The 21,398-nt window shown below is 48.8% G+C and carries 21 protein-coding genes; 2 read left to right on the top strand and 19 right to left on the bottom strand.

Annotation, left to right across the window (positions count from 1 at the left end; genetic code table 11):
* The first annotated feature begins 37 nt into the window (after positions 1-37).
* Positions 38-445, top strand: a complete 408-nt coding sequence (locus tag WBJ53_RS15035; RefSeq protein WP_338876970.1) for a hypothetical protein — start codon at positions 38-40, stop codon at positions 443-445.
* 82 nt (positions 446-527) lie between these two features.
* Here the strand turns inward: WBJ53_RS15035 and WBJ53_RS15030 are convergent, their stop codons facing one another.
* From WBJ53_RS15030 to WBJ53_RS14995, 8 genes are all read right to left on the bottom strand, one after another.
* Positions 528-989: a hypothetical protein gene (locus tag WBJ53_RS15030; protein ID WP_338876969.1), complete on the bottom strand. Its 462-nt coding sequence runs from the start codon at positions 987-989 to the stop codon at positions 528-530.
* Entirely contained in the window at positions 986-1,870 is an 885-nt protein-coding gene (locus tag WBJ53_RS15025) for a hypothetical protein (protein ID WP_338876968.1), read from the bottom strand. Before WBJ53_RS15025 ends, WBJ53_RS15030 begins: the two co-directional genes overlap by 4 nt.
* Positions 1,871-1,878: 8 nt before the next feature.
* A complete protein-coding gene (locus WBJ53_RS15020) occupies positions 1,879-2,412 on the bottom strand; it encodes a hypothetical protein (protein ID WP_338876967.1) in 534 nt (177 codons plus the stop codon).
* Positions 2,413-2,417: 5 nt separating this feature from the next.
* A complete protein-coding gene (locus tag WBJ53_RS15015; protein WP_338876966.1) occupies positions 2,418-3,602 on the bottom strand; it encodes a hypothetical protein in 1,185 nt (394 codons plus the stop codon).
* An 8-nt stretch (positions 3,603-3,610) separates the two neighbouring features.
* Positions 3,611-4,135 (bottom strand): hypothetical protein, encoded by a 525-nt coding sequence (locus WBJ53_RS15010; protein WP_338876965.1) that lies wholly within the window; start codon positions 4,133-4,135, stop codon positions 3,611-3,613.
* Positions 4,136-4,343: 208 nt separating this feature from the next.
* A complete protein-coding gene (locus WBJ53_RS15005; protein ID WP_338876964.1) occupies positions 4,344-4,928 on the bottom strand; it encodes a hypothetical protein in 585 nt (194 codons plus the stop codon).
* A 63-nt stretch (positions 4,929-4,991) separates the two neighbouring features.
* On the bottom strand, positions 4,992-6,056 hold the full coding sequence (locus tag WBJ53_RS15000) for a hypothetical protein (RefSeq protein WP_338876963.1): 1,065 nt from the start codon (positions 6,054-6,056) through the stop codon (positions 4,992-4,994).
* A gap of 57 nt (positions 6,057-6,113) precedes the next feature.
* Positions 6,114-7,340, bottom strand: a complete 1,227-nt coding sequence (locus WBJ53_RS14995; protein WP_338876962.1) for an ATP-dependent Clp protease proteolytic subunit — start codon at positions 7,338-7,340, stop codon at positions 6,114-6,116.
* 96 nt (positions 7,341-7,436) lie between these two features.
* Here WBJ53_RS14995 and WBJ53_RS14990 point away from each other — a divergent pair, with 96 nt between their 5' ends.
* Positions 7,437-7,772: a hypothetical protein gene (locus tag WBJ53_RS14990; protein ID WP_338876961.1), complete on the top strand. Its 336-nt coding sequence runs from the start codon at positions 7,437-7,439 to the stop codon at positions 7,770-7,772.
* 301 nt (positions 7,773-8,073) lie between these two features.
* Here WBJ53_RS14990 and WBJ53_RS14985 read toward each other — a convergent pair whose 3' ends face one another.
* The 11 genes from WBJ53_RS14985 to WBJ53_RS14935 all read right to left on the bottom strand — a co-directional run bounded on the left by WBJ53_RS14985 (position 8,074) and on the right by WBJ53_RS14935 (position 21,375).
* Positions 8,074-10,995 carry a hypothetical protein gene (locus tag WBJ53_RS14985; protein WP_338876960.1) on the bottom strand — a complete coding sequence of 974 codons (2,922 nt, stop codon included), beginning with the start codon at positions 10,993-10,995 and terminating at the stop codon, positions 8,074-8,076.
* Position 10,996: 1 nt separating this feature from the next.
* On the bottom strand, positions 10,997-13,033 hold the full coding sequence (locus WBJ53_RS14980; protein ID WP_338876959.1) for a hypothetical protein: 2,037 nt from the start codon (positions 13,031-13,033) through the stop codon (positions 10,997-10,999).
* A 336-nt stretch (positions 13,034-13,369) separates the two neighbouring features.
* Positions 13,370-13,831 (bottom strand): hypothetical protein, encoded by a 462-nt coding sequence (locus WBJ53_RS14975; RefSeq protein ID WP_338876958.1) that lies wholly within the window; start codon positions 13,829-13,831, stop codon positions 13,370-13,372.
* 17 nt (positions 13,832-13,848) lie between these two features.
* The gene (locus WBJ53_RS14970; RefSeq protein ID WP_338876957.1) at positions 13,849-14,253 is read right to left on the bottom strand and encodes a hypothetical protein; all 405 of its coding nucleotides are present in this window, start codon (positions 14,251-14,253) and stop codon (positions 13,849-13,851) included.
* Between the two features lie 4 nt (positions 14,254-14,257).
* Positions 14,258-16,636, bottom strand: a complete 2,379-nt coding sequence (locus WBJ53_RS14965; RefSeq protein ID WP_338876956.1) for a putative Ig domain-containing protein — start codon at positions 16,634-16,636, stop codon at positions 14,258-14,260.
* Positions 16,629-17,636: a hypothetical protein gene (locus WBJ53_RS14960; RefSeq protein WP_338876955.1), complete on the bottom strand. Its 1,008-nt coding sequence runs from the start codon at positions 17,634-17,636 to the stop codon at positions 16,629-16,631. Before WBJ53_RS14960 ends, WBJ53_RS14965 begins: the two co-directional genes overlap by 8 nt.
* Positions 17,636-18,091 carry a hypothetical protein gene (locus WBJ53_RS14955; protein ID WP_338876954.1) on the bottom strand — a complete coding sequence of 152 codons (456 nt, stop codon included), beginning with the start codon at positions 18,089-18,091 and terminating at the stop codon, positions 17,636-17,638. The genes WBJ53_RS14960 and WBJ53_RS14955 overlap by 1 nt, the downstream gene beginning before the upstream one ends.
* A complete protein-coding gene (locus WBJ53_RS14950; RefSeq protein WP_338876953.1) occupies positions 18,079-18,501 on the bottom strand; it encodes a hypothetical protein in 423 nt (140 codons plus the stop codon). Before WBJ53_RS14950 ends, WBJ53_RS14955 begins: the two co-directional genes overlap by 13 nt.
* Before the next feature lie 159 nt (positions 18,502-18,660).
* Positions 18,661-19,326 (bottom strand): hypothetical protein, encoded by a 666-nt coding sequence (locus tag WBJ53_RS14945; RefSeq protein ID WP_338876952.1) that lies wholly within the window; start codon positions 19,324-19,326, stop codon positions 18,661-18,663.
* Positions 19,327-19,334: 8 nt separating this feature from the next.
* On the bottom strand, positions 19,335-19,832 hold the full coding sequence (locus WBJ53_RS14940) for a hypothetical protein (protein WP_338876951.1): 498 nt from the start codon (positions 19,830-19,832) through the stop codon (positions 19,335-19,337).
* A 49-nt stretch (positions 19,833-19,881) separates the two neighbouring features.
* Positions 19,882-21,375, bottom strand: coding sequence for a terminase large subunit (locus WBJ53_RS14935; protein WP_338876950.1), 1,494 nt, complete (start codon positions 21,373-21,375; stop codon positions 19,882-19,884).
* Positions 21,376-21,398 lie beyond the last annotated feature (23 nt).

Genomic DNA, 21,398 nt, shown 5'->3' with positions numbered 1-21,398 from the left:
ATAGATTGAGTACCTATATATTTTAAAAACAGAGGTTATGGAAACGACAGAACTTATTCTGCTTATTAAGGATATTTCCAGTCCTGAGGATATGCAACGAGTGCGGGATACCATCATGCAAATGCCTGGCCAAATGGCTCCCGAAGTGCAGCAGGCGTTACTTGATAAAGTTGCTCAAGTAACTGCCCAAAGTAAAGCCAAACGTGAAGACGCGATTGCCGTCTTAAAAGTACATGGTGTTGAATACCCGTTGACCGATTGGCTGACCCCGAAAAACTATGCCACTAAGTTTGGCATCAAAAACACCGAAACGGTAATCAACTGGATTAACAGAGGGGTCATTGACAGTGAAAATGTTAAAGAAATTCCGGAACTTGGTTTACGCCTGGTAAGAGCGATTGAATACTCACCTCGTAAATATTCAGGCCAGCCAGTCAAAGCTTAATTAAATAGTGCCATTTAACGATATAATCAAACAGCCCAACGGTCTTGCCATTGGGCTGTTTTTATGATAGGGGTTCATTCAACTATCGGTTGCGAACAATATCTCTGGCCAGCCGCAACGCGTCAAGCTGAACCTTCGCGTACTCAATGGCTTTCCCGGCGATGTTGGTCATTACCTGAGCCTGGTCTTTAAAATCTGGACTGGCTTCAACCTGCTCCATCGCCCGGGTGAGTGAATCCATAAAGTTATCACACACCTCCAGCGATTTTAACTTTGGCACAGCGACCAATTGATCAACCGATGGGACTCGTTCAGAGGGTAAATCATCTTCCTCTTCAGTTTCTAAAAATTCCTGACTCGTTAGTCGACTGTATATTTCGGGTAACGTGCCCCCAATCATTCGGCGGCTCGTTTCAACATAAACCCGATCATCTTCGTATTTCCAGCTTAATACCCGCTCCAGGTACGTATTACACAGAAAGCTTTTATTGTGCATCGCTTTCAGTTGCTCTTCAAGCCGGTCGTGAATGGAACGATTGCTCATAGTTGTTTGATTTTACGATTTAAATGAATCTGGAGTCGTTTCAGTTTAATTAGGTTCGGTGTGTTCAGCACTTCCTGCAGCAGGTCAGGATCTCGGGTAATCGCACGGGCAATAAAGGAATCCGGGTAAAAATCCGGGTGTGCCCGTTTCGCATCAAGCGCTTCTTGGGTCAACGTCAACCCAAGGGCATTGGCCTTATCCCGAACGGATCGAATGGGTCTACAGATCGCTTTGGCAATAGATCGTATGGGTAGTGTCGTAAAGTGCTCCCGGATATACGTAATTTCTTCATCACTGAATATGTCATCACGTTTTAACGACCCTTTCTGCAGGATGCTTTTCCGTTCGGTCTGAGAAAGGGTTAGTCCTAACTTATGGCCTCGACTCATCACGATTTCACGCCGGTTGCGGCCAATCGCTTTGGCAATATCGGCCTTGGACATGCTGGTCCAATGAGCAGTAATGAACTGGTCTTCTTCCGGCGTAAAAGAAGAAGAGGCAACGAATCGATTTTCCAGGAATAGGGCCCGGGCCTGCTCCTTTGATTTGGTAAGCCCTAATCGAAAGACCTGGTAAGAGACACTGCCCTGGCTCCGGCCAAGGTGTTTACCGATCTGGCTTTTCGACATCAATGCATAGTTGGTACGTAAAAACGTCAATTCGTCATCCGACCATCGATCCTCTTTATGCTGGCTTAGGCTCAGGATATGGTTACGCTTCGCTTCGGGTGATTTCTTCAGGCCCAAAGCAAGAATTCGCTTACGAACCGCTCCAAATTTTAGCCCAAGCCTGATCGCCAACTCACGGGCTGAATAGTGCTCGTAGTGATCGCGAAGAAACTGATCCTGCTGAGGTGTCCATATGAGCTTTGTCGAAATCATCGTCGATTTTATTGAAAGCGACTACGCCGTTTGCCGCCTGCTGATTTGATCGAAGGTCTGCCCGATCCGACGCGTGCGCCACATTGAGAAGAGGCTGCCATTTTGGATAGCTTCAGAGCATAGGTATCGGCATAACCTTTATGAAGCCGGGATATTTCTTTCCGTTGCTGATCGGTCAGGGGCTCACTGCCGTCACTGTAGACCGTAACGGGACCATTCACCGTAACCGTTACATTCGAGGTTAAAATATACTCACTCCAAATGGCATGAGCCAAAAAGGGTTCAATGTTCTGCATCCATTTTTGGGTATCTTCTGGCCAGCCCTGGGGACTGGCATTCGGTAAGCTCTTCAGGACCTGGTTAATAATCGTGACATTGTTCAGACCAATCAGCTCGGTAAGCCAGGTATCGACAATACGGGTGAATATCGAGTTAAGCTTATTGTCGACCCGAAAGGAATCTGGTAGTGTCCCGATGTTGTTTTTGAATGTATCAGGACTCAACCAACTGAGTAGCGGTATGGGTGGTTGATAGGCTTCCATTGGGTTTACTGGTTAATAGTTGCTGTATTACCGTCGGGCTGTGCCACCTGGTCAGTGAAGTAATTCAGGTTCTGGATTTCAAATTTTGGTTCGGCAACCGGTAACGGTTCATGCCAATACTGCATAACCATAGTAAGCACTTGGTCAATTTGACGCTGCTCTTTATTGACGGCCTGCATCATCATTTGACTGGCAACTTTCATTTCTTCACCCGTTGGTGCAATGCCGCCTTGCTTGCGGATGTTGATAATCTCGTTGGGTACTCGGGACCGGCGCGCGATCCGCTGAGCAACCCGCTCGTTAGTTGCGTTGTAGCGATCGGCCAACCCAGCGCCTGTTGTTGGCACAAAATTGGCTGCCTCCAGCTCTTCGGCATTGTCCGCTTCAAATACCAATATCTTACCACCATTTACACCGCCCTGGTGCTCTTCGAGTCGTGAGGTTGTGTCGTCTTCGTCTTCCTCTTCATCAGACGGTGAGCTTCGCTTTTTAAGCTGTTTCCAGATTCCTGAAATATTGAAACCATTGACAGAGACAGAGAAGTCGTAGTCCGACAGTTCCTTTTCAGTCTCCAGATTCTTGACAGTACCGAAGAGTCGAGGCCGTGAATAATAATCGGAAGACGGTTTACCCGTTTTGAAATACAATAGCTGACCATAGTAATTCCAGATACCCCCAACGGCTTCGATTTGCGAAAGCACTACCTCAGGATCTGGATTGAAGAGCGGCAAAAGGGTATGTTCCTTCTTTTTGTCCTTCTTGAAGCTGTTATCGAGAAATGGAAAGATACCGGCATGAGTCAACTTGCCGTTTTCGTCGGGTTCTAGCAATCGTACCATTTCCCAGGGTACCGCCCGGATGCTATTGATCTGACCAAGCCCATTATAACCGAAATGCAGCGTAATGACTTCGCCTTCTGAGATATTCCACCCGGTTTTATCGACGATACTATCTAAGGTTTCGCCGTCCTTATTGACGATCATGTCGGCAAGCTCTTCGACATCTAAACCATTACCGACAATAAAGTCGTGTCGGGCTTCAACGGCGGCCGACGCTGTATCAGAATCGTCTATGGCGTCTTTGAAGTCCTGAGGGAACATATCACCCCGCCCATAAGGAAGAAAGCCCGACACCGTTGGCTTGGTGTCGAGCCTCTTCTTAGCTTGCGGCCGTCTTTGAATTTTAGCCATAAGGCTGATTAAGCGTTAGGGTCAGTACCTTGATTTTGCGTGTCTTCCGACTTCTGTTCGTCGGCTCCTTCTGAGGGATCGCCCGTGTCGCTATCGTCCGAACTCTGGGTTTCGGTTGAATCGTCACCGACTTCGCCCTGGCCAGTCTCTTCGCCGGTCGGTTCGGCTGGGTCTTCAGGCGGGCTATCCGTTGCGCCTTCGGTCGGTGCTCCAGTTTCGCCCGAATCCTTTTGATCACTGGCTGGGGTACCAGTTTCTTTGGAGGCTTTCGCTGTTGCCTTGCCCTTGCCACCCGTTGCATTGGCAGGTTTAGCAGGTTTGGGGGCCGGTGCTTCGTAGTCAGGATTTTTAACGATAACCTCTACCAGGTCCGGGCGATCTTTTAAAAGCTGCTTAGCCACAGTATCAGTCAGGAACTTTGCCGAAGGGCCTTCACGACCCGAGCCTTTATTGATGTAGACATACGGCAAACCGTGAATCTGAAGAAAACCCGCCTTCTTCGGGTCAATCATGTACTCTTGTGTCTTTTCCATTGATTTAAAACCAAGTGAAGCCAGGTGAACCCTTAGGAAGTGCAGCACGTCAAACCAATAACTCGGGCATCTACGGCAGCGCTCCCCAGTATCACCTGAAAGTTTAGTATACACCTGCTGAACGGCAGGCTTTAATGATTCAGGTAGCGAACCCGTATGATACCACGGGTCCACTACGGCAAACAGTTCTTCGTCAGTCATCGACGTACTACGAAATAGCCAGCGCCAAACCCTCTAAGTAGGTATCCGTGTCATCGACGGCAGGGGCACCGTTCGTGTGCTGGAACGTGTAATAAGTCGTCGTTTCGTCGGGTGCGCTCATTTCGATGGTATAGGCACCTTTTAGGGCATCGTCGTTCGAATCAGACGTTAGGTTTGTAACCCGAAGTCCGGTCTTCCAGCCGATAATTTTGTATGAGCCAGGGTTGCCGTTCTTTTTGACGATTGCGAACACGTCGTTCTTATTAAGCAGGGCATCAAGTTCGGCTTCGTCGTCTGCATTGTTTGAAAACAGGATGTAGCGTAAACCCTGTGGAACCAGATTGCCGTACTCATTGGCCGTAAAGCCGCTGGTAATCTGGTTGGAGTACCCTTGCCCGATGTACCGCAATAGCTTTTTACCCGCCTTCAGCGTCAGCGTGGTAATAATCTTCTTATTGGTACCGCTAGCCGTAGATGTATCGAGCCAGGCAAACCGACCAATGAAAATTGTTTCGTCAACACCTTTGGCTAAGGGCTCATCACAGATGGTAAGCCCCAAATTCGCCTTTAAATCATCCGTTGCGCAAGACATAGTATATAAGATGGAAAGAAGCTGAGTCCGGTATTAGCGGACTCAGCTCGGTTGATTTATCGATTAATAGCCAAGCGAAACGTACTGATCAAGGGCAACCTGCGTATCGAGCATGTACATCATACGCGCATACCAGGCCTTATCTTTCGGCTCATCCCAACTCTTGAAGGCAACCGGGTTTTTAGTTGCTGTATCGAGTGACACCTGCAAATTGTCTTTAACCGACAACACGACGCGGTGCGGGTTGGTAATCGTGGTGTTCGCACCAGCGCCAAACTTAAAGTCGGCAGCCAGGTACTGATCAACCACGTCAACGATTTTCAGAGGGATACCCCGGTACGACAACGTTTTAGTACCGTTCAACAGCATGACCCGTGCGCTTTCGAGTGCATTGTTTGACTCCAGCGTCGAATAGTAGTTGTTGTAGATCGCCCGTGTTACCTCAAACATTTTCAGGCTGTCGTCAACCTGCATCATCGTAATGTCCTGATTGTCGTAGACATTGCGAAGAATCTCTTGCCCACGACCGGCGGCAAGTCTTTGGTCGGCAGTCGTAGCGCCCGTATTTTCGGCAATAATATACCGAGGTGTCAAACCGGCGGCTACGGCAGCAATGAAGTGTACCCAAAAGCCGTCTACCTGGTTGTAGTTCTTCACTTCAGTAGCGCCACCGGTTAATTCACCGGCCGTAATGCCATACTTAGCCAACTGCACCATACGAACCAGGTCGCGGGCTGCGGCTGGTACGGATGCATCAAGAATAAACTTCTCAATATCGGTATCTTTGATTTCGGGCCGATCCGTGCCAGCGCCTAATTTGCGCTCGAACATAGATCCGTACAGGTCCGTATAGCACTGCTTCAAGACGGCTTCGACCGGCCGGGGATTCCAGAACTTTTCTGTACGAACGATTGGCTTACTGTCGTAAACCGGATCACAACCAGAATCCCGGTAAGTGATTTTGTCAAGCGTCTGAGCGTAGACAACCTGTGTACTCGAATTGACATCCGTGAGTACCTTATAGTGATCGTCAAGACCGCTAACGTTCAGCGCGGGTACCCAGATATACTCTTCGGCTTCCTTCGCTGAAAAGGTTATGCCGTGCGGTGAGGTGATATTCGAAGCCATAATAAAATTTTGCTGTCGTTCAGTTAGTTGTAATTGCCTTGCTGCCGATTAGGTGGGTTATTGCTGAGCGGGCTTCTTAGCGTACTTCGCTACGTGCTCAGCAAGCATCTGTTCACGCTCCGAAAGCTGCGGGTTGCGGTTACCGTCTGGTTGGCGATTGGCCTGCATGTTGGGTTCTTTGCTGGACATAGCCGCCAAAACCGGCGTAACCCGGCGTTCCAATTCGTCGTACTTATCGCTTGTCGCTTTCGACTGCGCTGACAGTTCGCGGTACGCTTTCCGTAGGGCTTTGACTGCGGGGGTGTCGTCGGGTTGATCAACGGTTAGCTCATCAACTTCGACAGATGCTTCGGCGCTGGTATCGGTTTCGCCAGCAGCTTTTACATCCGATACGGCCCCATCTTTCACGGAAACAACGGTACCATCTTCGAGGGTATAGTCACCGTCCGGTGCTGGTTGTCCATCGATTGTGGCTTTGTCTCCGATTACCGGCGTATCGCCCGTTGAGTCAGTGACCAACGTGCGACCGTCGTTTAACTTGTTGTCCAAGTTTTTAACCTCTGAACCGGACAGAAACGCCAGTACAGAATTAGCCGCTGATACAAGCGACTGCCTCATTTTTGCCATATTATTTTGAGTTGATTGTAAATCCGTCGGGGCGTTGGGGTTCCGCTTTTTGTCTTTCAGACTTAAGTGATAAGTCGGTTTTTTCTTCCGGGCATCCAAAGCGGATAACTTTAACGAAGCGGCTGCGCTGGGTTGCCAAATACCGGTTGAGAAACCTTGCGCTACTGTTTCCTGCGGAGTAAGTTTTAGGTCCTCTTTCTGAATTAAGGCGCTAAGGTCATCAACTGTCTTACCCAGATGGTCAGCGTAAAAGGTGAAGAGCTTAGCGGTTTCTTTTTTCAGATAGGCGCTGAACTCTTCGTTTTGAAGGTCGTTGCCTATGAAGATGTCCCAGGGGCGGTGCAATACATAGTCGCAATGCTGGGAGATCTCCCGAGTTTCACCCATCGAATGAAAGACGGTGCCAAATGAAGCACATTGCCCATAGGCAAGGGTATCGATAGGAAAACCCAGACTAAGCAGGTAATCGACGATTGCCCACCCTTCGACGCAATAGCCGCCCGGTGAAAAGATGTTCAGCTTGATTCTAGCGAAGGTGCCAGCGGCTTCGATTTGCTGTCTTACGCGATAAAGTGAGGTTGCGTGATCGCCTTCCCAGATATACTCTTCCGGCCATATCTCGCCGTCTATGAAGATGTTGGCAACTTTGTCGGCCACAGCTTATGTACGTTATTAGTGCAGCCGTGAATATAAGTCGAGCCGAAAAGTTGTATCTTGGTGATAGTGTTTTCCGTATGCGTTAAAATCGCTAACATGACCACCGAAGAGCGTTTTCAAGTCGCCATTACCCGCGTGAAAGGCGGTGAAAGTATCCCATCTGTAGTTGCTGCACTTTACCGAAATTGGCGTCAGTTCAAAAAGGATTGCACAGATGCCCAACGCAAGAAGATCCGGGCGGCCCGGCTTGAATACAAGGCAACCCGCAAAGACCTGCCGACCGCCAATAAACGTTACCCGCGCTTCATTGCCAACACGACACCCGAGCTTCATCGGGCCGTGTCGGAGTATTGCGAAACCAATGGTATCGATCTATCACGCTTTATTAACTCATCGCTTCGGACTGCATTGAATAAAAGTAGGTCCAATTAAAACGAAGGTGGGCTATGAGCAATAAAGGTTAGACAAGCCTAACTGTGTATGGAGTCGAAATAGAAGCTAAAGGATTCTGGGACAATCGCTATGTTACCAGTTACACCTTTCACACAATTTCGAAATCTGTTTCAAGTCGACCTTGTTTCTTTGTACTACGATCCTTTATTAGGATGATTAAACGCTAGTCTCATTTTGACTAGGTTTATGGTGTGGATAGAAGCGGAAAGCCAGACTTGATCTTTAGTCTGGCTTTTTTGTTTGAAGAAGATTATAGCTTATGTTCTTATTACTCGGTGTATCAATAGTTCGATGCCTCTACAGCCTTCACTTTATTACCCTTCACCCGATCGATTTCCTCAACGGACACTACGGGCTCAATATCTCGTATAGCATCAACGATCCGGTCTAAGTCGGTTGTCGGTCGGGCAACACCACCTAACGAAAAATTGGTAATCTGGGGCATCTCCACATCACTGGCACCGGGGAACGGCCGACCACCCCCCTTGACATTAATAGCTGATAGTTCGTCGTAGTACATGGATGTACTCACGGCGTTTATGACGGATTCGCCATTACTCAACCGTGAATTAATGCTATCGGATTTACCGGTACCTGGGCCTCTTAAGAAGGCTCCGTAACCGTCCGACTCGTAAATACCACCAAAGGCGAATTGCTGGGCGTCGATTAACTTTTGGTTAGCCGCTGCCTTCGCTAATATCAATAGTTCGGTCAGCGCTCCTAGTACTGGGTTTTTTGCAACCAGCTCCAGGGAGGCAGTACCGGCAGATGCCGTATCAATAATGTTCTGAATCGAAGCGATACGCTTTTTCTTCCGGGCCGCTTCCTTATTGATTTCGTCAAGTTTGTTTTGATACTTCTCTTCGATCCGGGCGCGTAGATCGGCATTGGTACCAGCCGACTTTAGGGCTGCTTCCTGTTGTTTATTCAGGGCGTTAGTTGCAGCCTGGGCCTGTGCTTCGTACCAGGTCGACAAACCATCAGCGGCAATACCAGCCGTTTGAACGATCTGTTGAGCGAGTTCTTTGCCAAAGTCCTCATCAAGTTTCTTTTCCTGTTGCCGGTATTTGGCCCGAATCGCTTCCTTCTGCTTTTCGGTCAGTTCAGTGTTGGCTAACTCCTCCTCCATCTGAACTTTCATCAGTTGCTTTTTGAGTCGGAGTTCCTGAAGACTGCCTTCGTTGACGCCAGCCAGTTGAATCTCAATGATTGCCTTTCGGTTCGCTCGTTCGTCGGCCTGAATCTGCCGGTACACCTCTTTCCGCTTTACCTCAGCTTCGGACTGTATGGCATTGAGTCGAACGAGCCGTTCTTCTTCGGAAACATCCTGAAGGTTCAACAGGTCGATTTGCTGCTTCTCTTCAATATCAATTACGCTAACAGCCTCATTGCGACGAATGGCCAATACGTCCTTACTGAGGTTAAGTTCAGTTTGAATCCGTAACTTACTCAGTTCAGCCTGTCGGTTGATTTCGTTTTGCTCGAACTGATTCCGGGCATCATCAATGGCGCGTTGGCCCGTGGTTACGATATTGGCTTCCTGTTCCTGATACTGAAGTTCAGTAATAAGCTGCTGGTCCTTCTGCTTTTTGTTTTCGATCTGCCTTGCCCGAACTTCAGCCCGAATTGCTTCAATCTGCAAGTCAAGTTCCTGCTTACTACCACGGCGGGTAAGGGTGAGCGCTGCGGAGATCTCAGCTTGTTTGGCAGAAACTTCTTTTGATTGCAGATCGGCTAGGTGCGTAACCCGTAAAGCGGCAATTTCGGCGTTCGTCTTCGCTTCAATCAACTTGCGCTGCTGGGCAACCTGTGCGGCCGTTGCGTTCTGGGTAACCAAACTATCTTTGTCGGCTTTGGCCCGACGACGGATAATTTCTTCTTCAAACGCAAGGGTATCCATGCCCCGTTTTTTGGCCATAATGAGCGCCCGTTCCGCTTCGGCGATGGCTTCTTCATTGGCCAGGGCGCGCGCTTCTCGGGCCTTCGTGATACCCTCCTGATCAATCGAGTTTAGCTGGTTTTGAAGTTCGGTTTGCCTACCAAGACTTTCTTCGCGCAACTCTTCGTATTTAATCTGTTCTTCAGCCAGCTTACGGGCATCTTCACGGGTCCGATTACCAACCGACTGTTCACGTTTCAGGTTATCAATGCGTTGCTTTTGTAATTTAAGCGACTGATCCAACGTTGAGTTCTCCAGCTCATAGGCTTTCTTCGCTGCGGCCGATCGCGCTAACGTTGATTTGGTGGTATCTTCCGAAATCTTCTTATACTTTTCGATTTCAGCCCGGTTTTTCGCGCGCACGACGCTAAGTTTTATCTCCGAGTCTTCAATTTGCTGGTTTGTTTTAGCCACTTCAAGACCGATACGGGCCGCGTTTGCCATAGCTTCGCCGGTTTCGTCGGCCGTCTTACGAAGGTCGCCCCATAAGTTTTTGAATTTCTCCCAGGAAGTGAAGGCTTCGAGAATGATCCGGGTGTTTTTAATAATACCATCGGTCAGCGCACTAAGCGCCAGTTCTGCGGCCTTGGTGTACTGAGCGAGTTTATCCATACCGGCTTGCGATTTGGTCAAAATCAAATACAATCCGGTCAGTATGGCTACGATCGGAACGGCAGTAAGGGCAATCAGTGCGCCACGGCCCGTAAAAAGCGCCTTTGTGAAGACCTGCACACCTTCGACGCCACCTTTTACCGCTTCCTGGAACTCGCCAACACTGGTACCGCCTACTCGAACCAACTTCAGATAGTCCCCAACAGAGCGATAACTACGGCCGGTTGCCTCTTCCTCTTCCTTCAGAGCGTCCGACAGCTCCTTAATTTGCTTCTTCAACTTGCCGCCTACCTCTTCGTTCTTGCGCTCGGCTTCTGACAATGCATCATACGATTCAACGGCCAACGAGAGATTGGCCCTCATCTGATTCAATGAGCCGTTGGCTTCTTCACGGACTTTGGCCACATTCCGAAGTGTCTTTTGTTCGTCGGCTATGGCGCTGTTTACCGCCTTTTCCTGGAGCACTAACTTACTAAGCGAATCAGCATACTGTTGTTCCGTAATTTTAGCCTCCTTATACGACTTGGTAAGGTCGTCCCGAGCGTCCTTTAACTGCTTTTTCTGTAAGGTCAGTTCGGCAAGCTTTTTTTCACTGTTAGCCTCATCAACTCGTACCTTTAAGAGCACTTCGTCTTCTTGTTCTGCTGCCATATCAATAAGCAATAAGGACCAGTGAACACGGAACACCAGCCTGATAGTTGGAAACCTTGTTTAAGTAAAAATAGCTGTCGGTTATCTCCATCGAACCGGCCTTTACGTTACGAAGTCGTACCGGGGCAAATAAATTGATAGACGATAACGTTGACGGTTGAAGGTAAGCCGCTATAGTCAATTGGCGCGGCCGACGTAATACCCGCTTAAGTCCGCCGAAGTACCGCTCAATGAGCGTCTGCTCACGGCCGTTACTGATGGATGGTCTATCGAAGGCCAGCGAAAAGCTGTTATTGCCAAACTGAATAGGCGTCGGCCGCTTATCCCACCAACAGGCCATGAGTTGAATGTTCCGCTTTACAACGGTCAGATCGGGCGTGACCTGGTTAACGGTAACCGTAACCATCTTGGACGGCTCCGCCAATAGTAGCCGGGGTGTTGTCGACTTCGCATTTACCTGTAGGTTCGTGCCCGATCCGGTCACGGTTCGGGTTTCTACCAATACGGGGTTGCCATAACCGCCAATGGTAACCGACGAATCCACAGTTGCCGAAAAGGGCATTTCAAACAGATCCACACTCAGCGGTATGTTCTGGGCATCGCACTTAATGACACCATCGCCATAGCCAGCGAAAGACTTATCTTCGAGTGCTTTCCATTTCAGCTTATTAGCCTGGGCGTACCCTTCCAGAATAACCGCGTTTTCGGGTTCGACAGATTCTTCGATGCAGTCGCTTAGGTCGGTGGCATTGGCATAATTATCGATAACGCCATCCAAGGTTTTTAACTCAATGGTTTTGGCGGTGTCGTCAATATCGAAGGTTGCCGAACACATGAGCGCTACCGATCGCAAGAAGTCGGCGCAAGTCATATCGGGCAAGTTGGGTGCAATAGGAAACAGGTCACCTTCGTGTATCGATGCATCCGGTTCGAAAGATGCGAACATTTCGCCTTGTGACCGACTGAAGTAAAAAGCATAACTTGAAATCGACGTTCTCGAATTACCTTTCAGCCGGATACGCAATTCGTCACCGGCCCGACAGTCGACTGACGTATCGAGGGTAAGCACATCTGGGTAGTCGAGGTGATCATAATAACCAGCTTCCGACCAATATACCTCACCGGCATTTTGCCCGTTACGCTCCACAATAAGCCGTATTTCGGCCGCTCCGTACCGGGTGATACTGACAAATGAAACGCTGGCAACAACCTTCATGCGAGTTGCTTCTTTCGCTACATAGGTTGCCCGGTCCGCTTTATAGCAGTCGAGCGCGCCATCCTGGAACCCATTTAGTGGCTGGTTATCAACGGTGAGCGGCAGCAGAATATCAATTGGGTGCCCGCTCTTAAGTACGATTGGCTGCGGGTCGTCCGGTACGCCTACACGGGCCTGCCGATCGGCAACCCAATCAGCGTCGTGGTTGGCTGGCTTGTCATTGACAAAGGGCAAGAAGATTCGTTTTGTAAGCTCATCATACAGCCAATCACCTTTAGGCCGGTAGCCGCACGTTTTGAGCATGACACGAATCAACGTAGTGGCATACATAGCCGGGGTAATCGTATCCTGAGCAAAGACGCCATTATCAATAGAACCATAGTCTATGAGCGGATAAAGAACGCCTTCGGTTGCACCAGCGTAGTTAGCGACCGTATCGAGGTTCCAAATGTGGTTATAATCGTTGAGGTCAAGGTCGGTTAGCTTCAGGTCTGCGAGCTGGTCGAATAACTTACGGGCTGGTCCTACTAAAAGGATCTGCCAACCGGCCTGAAACTTTTGCAGCGAAGCGTTACCATTGAACGTTATTTCGCCTTCTTCAATCAATCGGGCCGGAACCAGCCGGTAAGGATTTCGACCGCCTGCATTGATCTGTTCGGCGTTCTGCAATAACTGCCTGATCGCTGTGGTGTCCGGCAGCGTGAACATATTACTATAGCTAGTTTGCAGGGTGTCCGGTGTAGTCAAGTCGTTGGCCTGTTTGTTAAGAACGGCGTCAACTTCAGCAACCCACTGACCATCTAAATACAGTCCATCAAGCATACTTTATTTGTCGTTAGCCCATATGAGCATAAGCACAATAACCGCAATAGCTACATAAATTATTGGCCCAAATATCGACCAGAACATTGCCGTACCTAAATCGTCAATTGGGCGAGGGGTTGAAGTGAAAAGGCTACGAAAGAGCGACTTAATTTTATCCATGATCAATTGGCCAACGGCCCTTTATACTGCCTGTGCCTTTTTCGTGGTGGTAGTGGTGGTGAATTTTTCATTTTGGGCATTTGGCCAGGCGTTATCTTTTGCGGCTCCAGTAGACGAATTAACCCATAAACCAAAATACCAACAATCAAGTAAGAGAAGATTAGTCCGTCCATGTCAAATCCGTTGTGAAGTTTTGTAAGGCAGTGTTATCGTTGTTGAAAAATTATTCGTGTACTTCTGACTATCCCAGAACTCAGCTTCGCCATCTGGAATAGTCGCCGGCACTCTAACGACTGTATTGTCATCCTTATGAATCAACCAGAAGATGCTAACGCTTTCGCGTATGGTTCCGACCGCTTCGGCTTCGTCACGAGTCAGGTTCTGGGTATGAATGACCATTGAGCGCGAAGTGAGTTTTTGGGTTGGCCTATTTAGTCGGCCCTGTACAGCCTGCCCACGTACCGCCGTCGATTGACTGATCTGATAGGAGCCTTCGAAAAGCCAGTATTGCCAACCGCCCTGAAGCGTTAGCCAGGTTAGGTAAACACCTTCTTTCCGGCAACCTAATTGTGCCGGTGGTCCATCTGGGTAGTCGTCCTGAAAGGTATTATCAAAGGTTGAGTCGAACGTAAGCATAGCCCTGTTGATTGGTTTTAAATTTCCCCGCCATCGTTACCCGACTGGCTGGTAAAAATTTGAACGTCTGATTCTGATTGTGGATCACTTGCCCCCGGGTCCGTTGGATTCGTACCACCCGATCGGTCGATATTGTCGGCTACGGCAATGACTTCTTCCTCGACAGCTCCGCAGTCACGAATAACCCACTGGTAACCTGCCTGAGCAGCAGGAGCGGCCGCTAAGGTGATACTAATGATCGCATTCATTTTCTGGGCATAGTCCCCCCCTACCGTTGCTTCGATTGCGGCAACGGCTGCATTAAAAGCGGCATCGTCATCGTCGCACGTACCTCCGTTGGGTCGTAGGTAATAGCGGAGAGTGTTCGTGGCCCAGCCCGTAACCGAGTCTCCTGAGTTGTTAATGGTCAGGTAAGTTCTCATGTCGTTACGGAGCGGTATAGATGGTTAAGATGTCACCGACTGCCATGCCATCAGGATCAAAGGTCAGGTCGAGCAAAAGATCTGTTTCGCCCGTTTTACGCATTCTGATGTGATGAGGAGCTGCAATCGTATTGGTAGCATTTGTGCCCGGATAGGCCATATACACATTGTAATCCTGGTAGCCTTCCGGTAAGCCTATTGTGTTGGGATTACTAGTGCCCGGAGTAAATTCAGGGGTTTCGCTATTTTCTAAGTAATACTCGTCCCACTGGTCCTCGAAGGTGGTTCCTTCCGGGAACGTACCTCGATAGAGGAAAACAAAATCAGTCAAAGCGGCATTATTGCTATTTACCTCTTTTGCCCATAGCACCAGGCTATCAATGACTACTGGTGTTGAAACAGGTGTAACATGCACCACGAAATCAATCAGATTGGAGAGTACGCCATCAAAGGCCATTAGCCGGAAGACGATGTCTCTGGCCTCACCCGCAACGGGAGCCGTACCACTGAATACCCCACTGAGCGAATAATTTGCCCAGGATGGTAATGCATCCTGATAGATATTCGTATAGTAGCCCATGTGATAGGTCAACATATCGCCATCAGGATCGGAAAAATGGCTACCCGGCTCAAGATCGAAGCTGAAGGCTTCGCCCTCGACAACCGTTTTATCGGCTATAATCGAGAGGATGGTTGGTGGATGATTCTGCTGGGATGTGCTATAGGTAGAATCTTTTACGGCTACAATCACACCATTGGCTACCTGAATGGCTTTCAGCACGGTATTCCCACCCGTGTTATCGAGCACGTAGTAAATGTTATCTCCAGCTTTCTCACAACTGGTTCCCGTTCCCAGGAATACCTCCGTGCCAATATTGAGGTTTGCGGCCTGCACGGTGAAGGGATCAAGGTTGCCCAGTTCGGTACCATCGAAGCGTTTCCCTGCTGTCGTACACGCATCATCAAGGGTGGTGTACAGCCGGGCGTAGCCCCCATCCGGGACAAAATGCCAGCTCAGTTGATAGGTGTTCAGGCCTGAAGGAGGTCGGGTACAGCCGACTGATAGTACCTGAATCGTTTGCGGAAGCGTCAGCGAGCATTGCAGTTTGAAGCTGTCTACCTCAGCGGCTGACGTAGCCGATATGTCCACGGATTTTGTCGAGGCATTCGGCGTAAAAACAATACCCGCCGGACTATCTGCCAGGCTCCAGGAGGGTATTTCTGTACCTGAATAAGGCCGTTCGGAATTATCACTGAGCACCTCAATCAGCGTAACCGTTTTAATAGCCCCGCCTTTTTCAATGCTGTTGACAGTCGACTGCTTATAGTAGGTAACATAAGGGTCTGGCGTTGACGGCTCACCGCAGGTTTTTTGCTGAGGTACATTGTAATCGGTAGCCTCTACTTCGCTGTCTCCAACAAATAACTGCCAGGTGTGCTCTTGGCCATCCATAAACGTGGCTGGCTTAATCCAGTTAAAACCAAAAATGGTTTTAGTGGTGTTCGCTCCCAGCTCGTTCAGTGCGTCACGCACATCGGGACGTTCCAGGGTCGCGGTTGCATAGCCAACAGCCAAACCATCACAGACGATACGTACAACGCCTGGGTAATCAGGACCACTAACCCAACCGCTAATATTGGTACATTGGTTGGAGTCCATAGCCGCTTTTGAAGGTAAGGAGACGGCCGCCAGTTGTTCTTCGTAGTGATTGACGATGACCAGATTAAGCGTTGGTTCCTGAGGGTTCGCCCCATTGCAGCCAATACTAGCAAGACGATTGCATAGTAATTGTAGAGTCTGAACGGATAGGCTTCCAATGATCGCTGCCATGAATGCATCCAATGTTTCATCAGTCGCATCCTCCGCAAATTTGTCAATGGCTGCATCGGCATAGGTGCTATAAAAGTTGGCGAGTCGGTCGTTTAGCTGCTTTGGTGTGGTGTACGAATCGTTATTGGCTCCGAGTGCAGCTTCCTGATCGGTCGCTTGTCGAGCGGCCCCGCGTTGAGTCGTCGAAGCATTCGGGATTCCACCATTGGATTGGATCTGATCAACCAGTGTTTTTAGGGCCGAAGCTGCAACCGGAAGTTTATTGCCTGCGGTGACCTGTATTGGATCGATAACCAGCTTTAACGACCACTTAGCCGGTGCTGAATCAGGGCTTTCGCCGGGGTTGGTTGGCGTTAATACTTCAGCCAGTATGCCATTATAGATAGCATACTGGCCAGTATCATAGACTGCTACTGCATCGAACTTACTGGCTCCAATTCTGGAAAGGTCTTCGAGTATCGAGCCAATTCGAGCTGCTGAGTTAGCACCAGTTATCGATTCAGTTTTAACGATACCGGCCCGTTGGAGTAGGTTAGACAGTAATTTAATCACGATACAGGACAGTTAATTGTTTGGTAATCGGAGATTCGCCCGAAAGAATGACTAAAACAGCCTTTACCACAGTATCGGCCGGGTTCGTATCAATCTGGTAGCGCTGTACATAGTCACTTTCGACTAAATCAGTCGTTGTTGTGTTGACCACCTGGCCATCAGCATCATAAAAGGTAGCTGCCAGGATGTAGCCGCTTAAGCTTGGAGCGGTAAGCCAGAACATGACATCGCGGTAGTAGCCTCGAAAAGCAATCACCGGTTCGGCGGGAACGATCCAACGTTGGTTTGATAGACTAGCGTAACTCGAAAGGTCGGTTTCACCTTCGGGCGATTCGGTATGAGCAACCAGTCGACTGAATGAGCCAGGTATCGGGGTTTCAGCCTCGGGACTGATTGACGAAAACGTTACATCAACTTTTGTTGAAAACTCGGTATCTTCTCGGGTGTGAGCTGGAGCCGAAACCAGTAACGGACGAACGCCCAGGGTAACCCGGTTACGTATATCGATCGTCGCGGTTAATTCGGCTTTATCAACGATACCCTGCGAGATCGATACCTTGCCGTCCGGGTGTTCGACTATAGCATTGATGTATTCGAAGTCAAAGTCATTTGGCGAAGTGACCAGGCAAATAATCGGCTCCATCGATGACAAGGGGCCGTCAGCCGGTTCGGTAATCGTATAATCAGTACTGGCAGGTAGTGGTATCAGGTTAGCCGTGAATTGGCCATTACCGTTGAAGGCTGTTGAGGTTTCCGTTTCCCACAATTCGAAACCATGGGCAATAACCTGAATGGTATACGTTTGCCCAAATTCCAAATGATCGGTCGAAGTCAGCCACTTGGTTACGTTGCCGGACGAATCAGTACGGCCGGACGCAACACCAAATAGAACAGATGTTACATCAACGAGGCTTGCATTCAATATGCGTACCTGAGCATCATAGACACCGGTACCATTGGGTCGCAAGGCGTTGAGGGTGAAGGTTCCGTAATCTGCCATTACTTAAAAAATGTACTTTTAGCCCCTTCAATCAGAATAGGGCGTATGGCTACTTTCAACGAACTGCGTACTTTATCTGGGTTCAGCGGTTCGCTGAGTACACCGCCCGGGTTGAATGGATTGGGAACTTTGATGCCATCGCGTTGAATCTTCATAGCGATAGCGTAGGCTGGAATGTTGATGCCCCGTATTTTAGTCCACTCTTTAATGGATTCGACCATAGCGCGCGAAGGTCGCTTACTACTCGGACGCCTGCCGTTCTGCTGCTGGTAGAAGTAAGCTGCTCCAAGAATTTCGAGTGTTAAGACGGTACCGGATCGGGTAACCCGCTTATGCAGTGAAGCCGCTGACCGACCACTTGCCCGAAGCTTCTTTTGCCGCTGCGAAACCACGACCGCTTCAATAAAGTCACCACCCTTTTTAGTAAGGGCTTCTTCGATACCTACAAACGACATAGCGAAACGGCCGGGGTTTTAATGGTGAGCGTCAACTTGATTACATCAAGATTCCGGGCCGTGACGTTGAGGCCCATAAGTACCGAAGCGCTTTTGATTTCACCGCGCTTGGTAAGCTGTTTGTAAACCTTGTGAAGCTGAGGTTTGAGGCCGTCCAGGTATTGCTTGCGTTTGTCGGGTAGGTCGGCAAAGTCAGAAGGGGTGCAAATATCAAGCACCATCGAATGAGTGTACTCTAACGCGCCCTGCCCATCCTGAGCAAGGGTCGCGTTAAAGTAGCCTTCGTGAAATAAAATGTACGGTGGGTCGAAACCGGTTATATCCTGAGCAATAGCAAGTAGGTCTTCGGGTTGACCGTACCCGAAGACCATACCCAAACAGTCCGCAACGCCCTGTAACTCGTCTAGCATACAGGGCAATTTACTAGCGTCGTGTTGCCTTTGGTGGGGTCTTTAGTGCCTGTAAGTGTTTTTGGTATGCGTAAAATTTACTCTCACCTAATAGCATGTGCATAGCCTGCACATAGTTCAGAGATCGAACTTGTAAGAAGGGAATACCGAAAAGAGTGGCTAGGTACTTTGTGGTGTAGTGGGTTTCGAAGTTCGCGAAGCCCGGAACCCGAGCCGCTGCCATACGCTCGAAAGGGTCGGACGGTTCGGTATCTCGCTGACTTTTCCAGAAGGTGAAGGACTCAGCGAATTGCGCAAAAAAAAAGCCGACAGCCTCAACCCATCAATGCAGTTCATTTTACTGACGGTATCCCATAGCTCACCGGCTTCGTGCCAATCGGTGTAGGGTTCGTTGCGAAGGTATGGCCATAAGAATACGGTCAGTAAAACCGGTGCCATGACTGCTGAGTTGACCGGCTCTTTGTCGGATTGCCGCTTTTGAATGACAAACTTAATGTCGGTCATCTGGCCTAACGTGGCATCCTTATCGATTGAAGACGGTATAACGATCGTTTTGCCATCAATCGTTATCGATGTTGGGGCACCGGGTTGCAGATCTGGAGATGAATCATAGATGAATTGAATGTGCTCCAGTATAACACTGTCGAGGTCATAGGCTTTGCTTTTCCTCAACTGATCCGGTGTCAGGCTGGCCAGTGTACTGATTACATAGATCGAATCGGTTGGAGCATCTTCTTTGGTTAGCTCGTAGAATTGGTGAAGGGTTACTTCGTTCCATGAAGTTGGAATATCGAGTACCAGGTCGTCAGCTTTAAAGCGTTTCATTCGGAAAACTAAGCTTTATTGGCTATTATTTGACTATCATAAATTTCAGCTTTCTTTCCAAAATATCGTGAAAGCCAAAACTTTTCATTTTTTGTACGCCCATCATACATATTATTATAACCACGAACACATAGATATAATGCAGTCATCAATTTTAAAAAAGTCGATGTACCCGCTTGGTATTCAAGCGTAAATACGATGCAGGCAACTACGGCAATAACTGATTCTACAAATCCATACCAGAACTGTTGCTTTAATTTAAACCACAAAAGAAATAGCCCCAAAGTTGGAAGAAGTATTCCGCCAAGCCATGGGCCGACAGGAGACATGAAAAGCTTAATAATAGCTACCTTAGATGAATGAAGCCAGACAGGAGGGTTTCTATAAGTTTGTACAAGGAAAGTTACAACGCCCAAAAACAACATGCTCAACCTTAAGGCTATTAGTACGGGGTCATTTAGCCTTGAAAAAGCTCTTTTAGCACCAGGTGTTAATTCTCCTCTCATATCAATTGCGCTTGACAGTATCTAATGTTTGAAGATTTATTGATTTAGTTTACCAGGCCCGGCCGGTTTGCGCTTTATAGGTCTTCATCTTGCCGGTGCCGCCTTTGGGTTTTGTCTTCAGTGTAAACACGGCTGATCGAATACCGTCAAGGGCATGGTTATAATCGTCGATTGGGTCGTTCGTGATCTTACCAGCAAATACTTTCCAGGCATATTTACCTACTTCGTTTTTCAGGTTGACACTACGACTCGTGTAGTAAACTGTGTAGGTCTTCAGCTTGGATATACCGGCCCGTATCGATCCGTCGCCTTTTATGCAGGCTATTGCATTGACACCGGGCACGAACTCTTTACCCTCTTTCCAGTAACCCCGAATCAGTTCTTCGATTGATTTCGGTTCAGCATGGTCGCAAACCACCTGTAAATGGGTTGGCAGGCCGGTTGCCTGGTAATGGTCCAATATGTCCTGATTGGTCAAATGCGTTTCATAGAACAACTCGTCAAGATAAATCGAATTGCCCTCTATGCCAATATGTGTAGCGGCTGTCGGGTCGTTGGTATAACCAAAGTCGAGGCCGACGAACTCGTCATCGAACTGGCTCGGAAACTCATCAATTTCAATCCAGTCGCTAAAGATAATTATTTCACTGTCGGGCTTTGGATCACCTTGATACAGGGCGTTGAAGGTATTCTTGCTATCCTTCTTTATCTTTTCTAACCGGTGCTTACTATGCCGCTTCGGCCAAAGAGCCTCACCCTCTGAGCGGGGATCATACGACAATACGGCATTGGTCCGAAGAGCCGCGAAATTAAGCAGTACCCAACCGTCAGGATTGCGCTTTGCGTCGTATATGCCGTCACGTTTGAGGAATCGACCGGCCGGGTCGTCTTCGTCCCATCGGGTCGTGACATACAAAATCTGACTATCATTGTGGAACCGGGTTTCGACAACATCAACAATCCATGCCCACGTACTCTCTCGGACTGTGGGTGACTTGGCTTCGTCGGAGTCTTTGAACAGGTCGTCAAGAATGGCAATATCGATCGGGTCACCCGTAAGCGGTCCTTTTCGTCCGACGGCTTTAACACTACCACCCGTGCCGACGATATCGAACTCTTGTTCGGTGCGTTTGGCGCCATAGTCTTTAGAACCGGCAAGCCGGGACTTTGGGAATACGGCCGAATACCGGCCGCCGTCAAACACCTGTTGGATTTCGCGGGAGAACTTATGAGCCTTTGACGCGGAGAAGGAAAGAACACCAATTCGGCGATCGGGCTTTTTGCCAAGTAAGTAGGGTGGAAAGTTACGGGTAGACAGTTCGGACTTACCATGTTGGGGTGGCATGGTAATCATAAGCTTTTTAATCGTACCCTCTTCGAATTGTTGCAGGTGCTCAGCAGTAGTCCGATGAAAAAATTCAGCCTGGTACTTCGGCTTGACGTACTCAACAAAGTCGAGGTAATTACGCCGTGCCAGTTCACGGGCCCGAAGTTCGATCTCAATGTCGAGTTCTTCGTCTTCCAACTCGTCAATATCGATCATGGATTGTCACAAATAAAATGTAA

The sequence above is a fragment of the Spirosoma sp. SC4-14 genome (assembly GCF_037201965.1).
Lineage (GTDB): Bacteria > Bacteroidota > Bacteroidia > Cytophagales > Spirosomataceae > Spirosoma.
The sequence above is the reverse complement of the archived record's forward strand: the minus strand, read 5'-3'. Positions and strand labels throughout refer to the sequence as shown.

Bases quoted from the DNA above. Each gene is read 5' to 3' on its own strand.
- WBJ53_RS15035 (WP_338876970.1), top strand. From the start codon at position 38: ATGGAAACGACAGAACTTATTCTGCTTATTAAGGATATTTCCAGTCCT.
- WBJ53_RS15030 (WP_338876969.1), bottom strand. From the start codon at position 989: ATGAGCAATCGTTCCATTCACGACCGGCTTGAAGAGCAACTGAAAGCG.
- WBJ53_RS15025 (WP_338876968.1), bottom strand. From the start codon at position 1,870: ATGATTTCGACAAAGCTCATATGGACACCTCAGCAGGATCAGTTTCTT.
- WBJ53_RS15020 (WP_338876967.1), bottom strand. From the start codon at position 2,412: ATGGAAGCCTATCAACCACCCATACCGCTACTCAGTTGGTTGAGTCCT.
- WBJ53_RS15015 (WP_338876966.1), bottom strand. From the start codon at position 3,602: ATGGCTAAAATTCAAAGACGGCCGCAAGCTAAGAAGAGGCTCGACACC.
- WBJ53_RS15010 (WP_338876965.1), bottom strand. From the start codon at position 4,135: ATGGAAAAGACACAAGAGTACATGATTGACCCGAAGAAGGCGGGTTTT.
- WBJ53_RS15005 (WP_338876964.1), bottom strand. From the start codon at position 4,928: ATGTCTTGCGCAACGGATGATTTAAAGGCGAATTTGGGGCTTACCATC.
- WBJ53_RS15000 (WP_338876963.1), bottom strand. From the start codon at position 6,056: ATGGCTTCGAATATCACCTCACCGCACGGCATAACCTTTTCAGCGAAG.
- WBJ53_RS14990 (WP_338876961.1), top strand. From the start codon at position 7,437: ATGACCACCGAAGAGCGTTTTCAAGTCGCCATTACCCGCGTGAAAGGC.
- WBJ53_RS14985 (WP_338876960.1), bottom strand. From the start codon at position 10,995: ATGGCAGCAGAACAAGAAGACGAAGTGCTCTTAAAGGTACGAGTTGAT.
- WBJ53_RS14980 (WP_338876959.1), bottom strand. From the start codon at position 13,033: ATGCTTGATGGACTGTATTTAGATGGTCAGTGGGTTGCTGAAGTTGAC.
- WBJ53_RS14975 (WP_338876958.1), bottom strand. From the start codon at position 13,831: ATGCTTACGTTCGACTCAACCTTTGATAATACCTTTCAGGACGACTAC.
- WBJ53_RS14970 (WP_338876957.1), bottom strand. From the start codon at position 14,253: ATGAGAACTTACCTGACCATTAACAACTCAGGAGACTCGGTTACGGGC.
- WBJ53_RS14960 (WP_338876955.1), bottom strand. From the start codon at position 17,636: ATGGCAGATTACGGAACCTTCACCCTCAACGCCTTGCGACCCAATGGT.
- WBJ53_RS14955 (WP_338876954.1), bottom strand. From the start codon at position 18,091: ATGTCGTTTGTAGGTATCGAAGAAGCCCTTACTAAAAAGGGTGGTGAC.
- WBJ53_RS14950 (WP_338876953.1), bottom strand. From the start codon at position 18,501: ATGCTAGACGAGTTACAGGGCGTTGCGGACTGTTTGGGTATGGTCTTC.
- WBJ53_RS14945 (WP_338876952.1), bottom strand. From the start codon at position 19,326: ATGAAACGCTTTAAAGCTGACGACCTGGTACTCGATATTCCAACTTCA.
- WBJ53_RS14940 (WP_338876951.1), bottom strand. From the start codon at position 19,832: ATGAGAGGAGAATTAACACCTGGTGCTAAAAGAGCTTTTTCAAGGCTA.
- WBJ53_RS14935 (WP_338876950.1), bottom strand. From the start codon at position 21,375: ATGATCGATATTGACGAGTTGGAAGACGAAGAACTCGACATTGAGATC.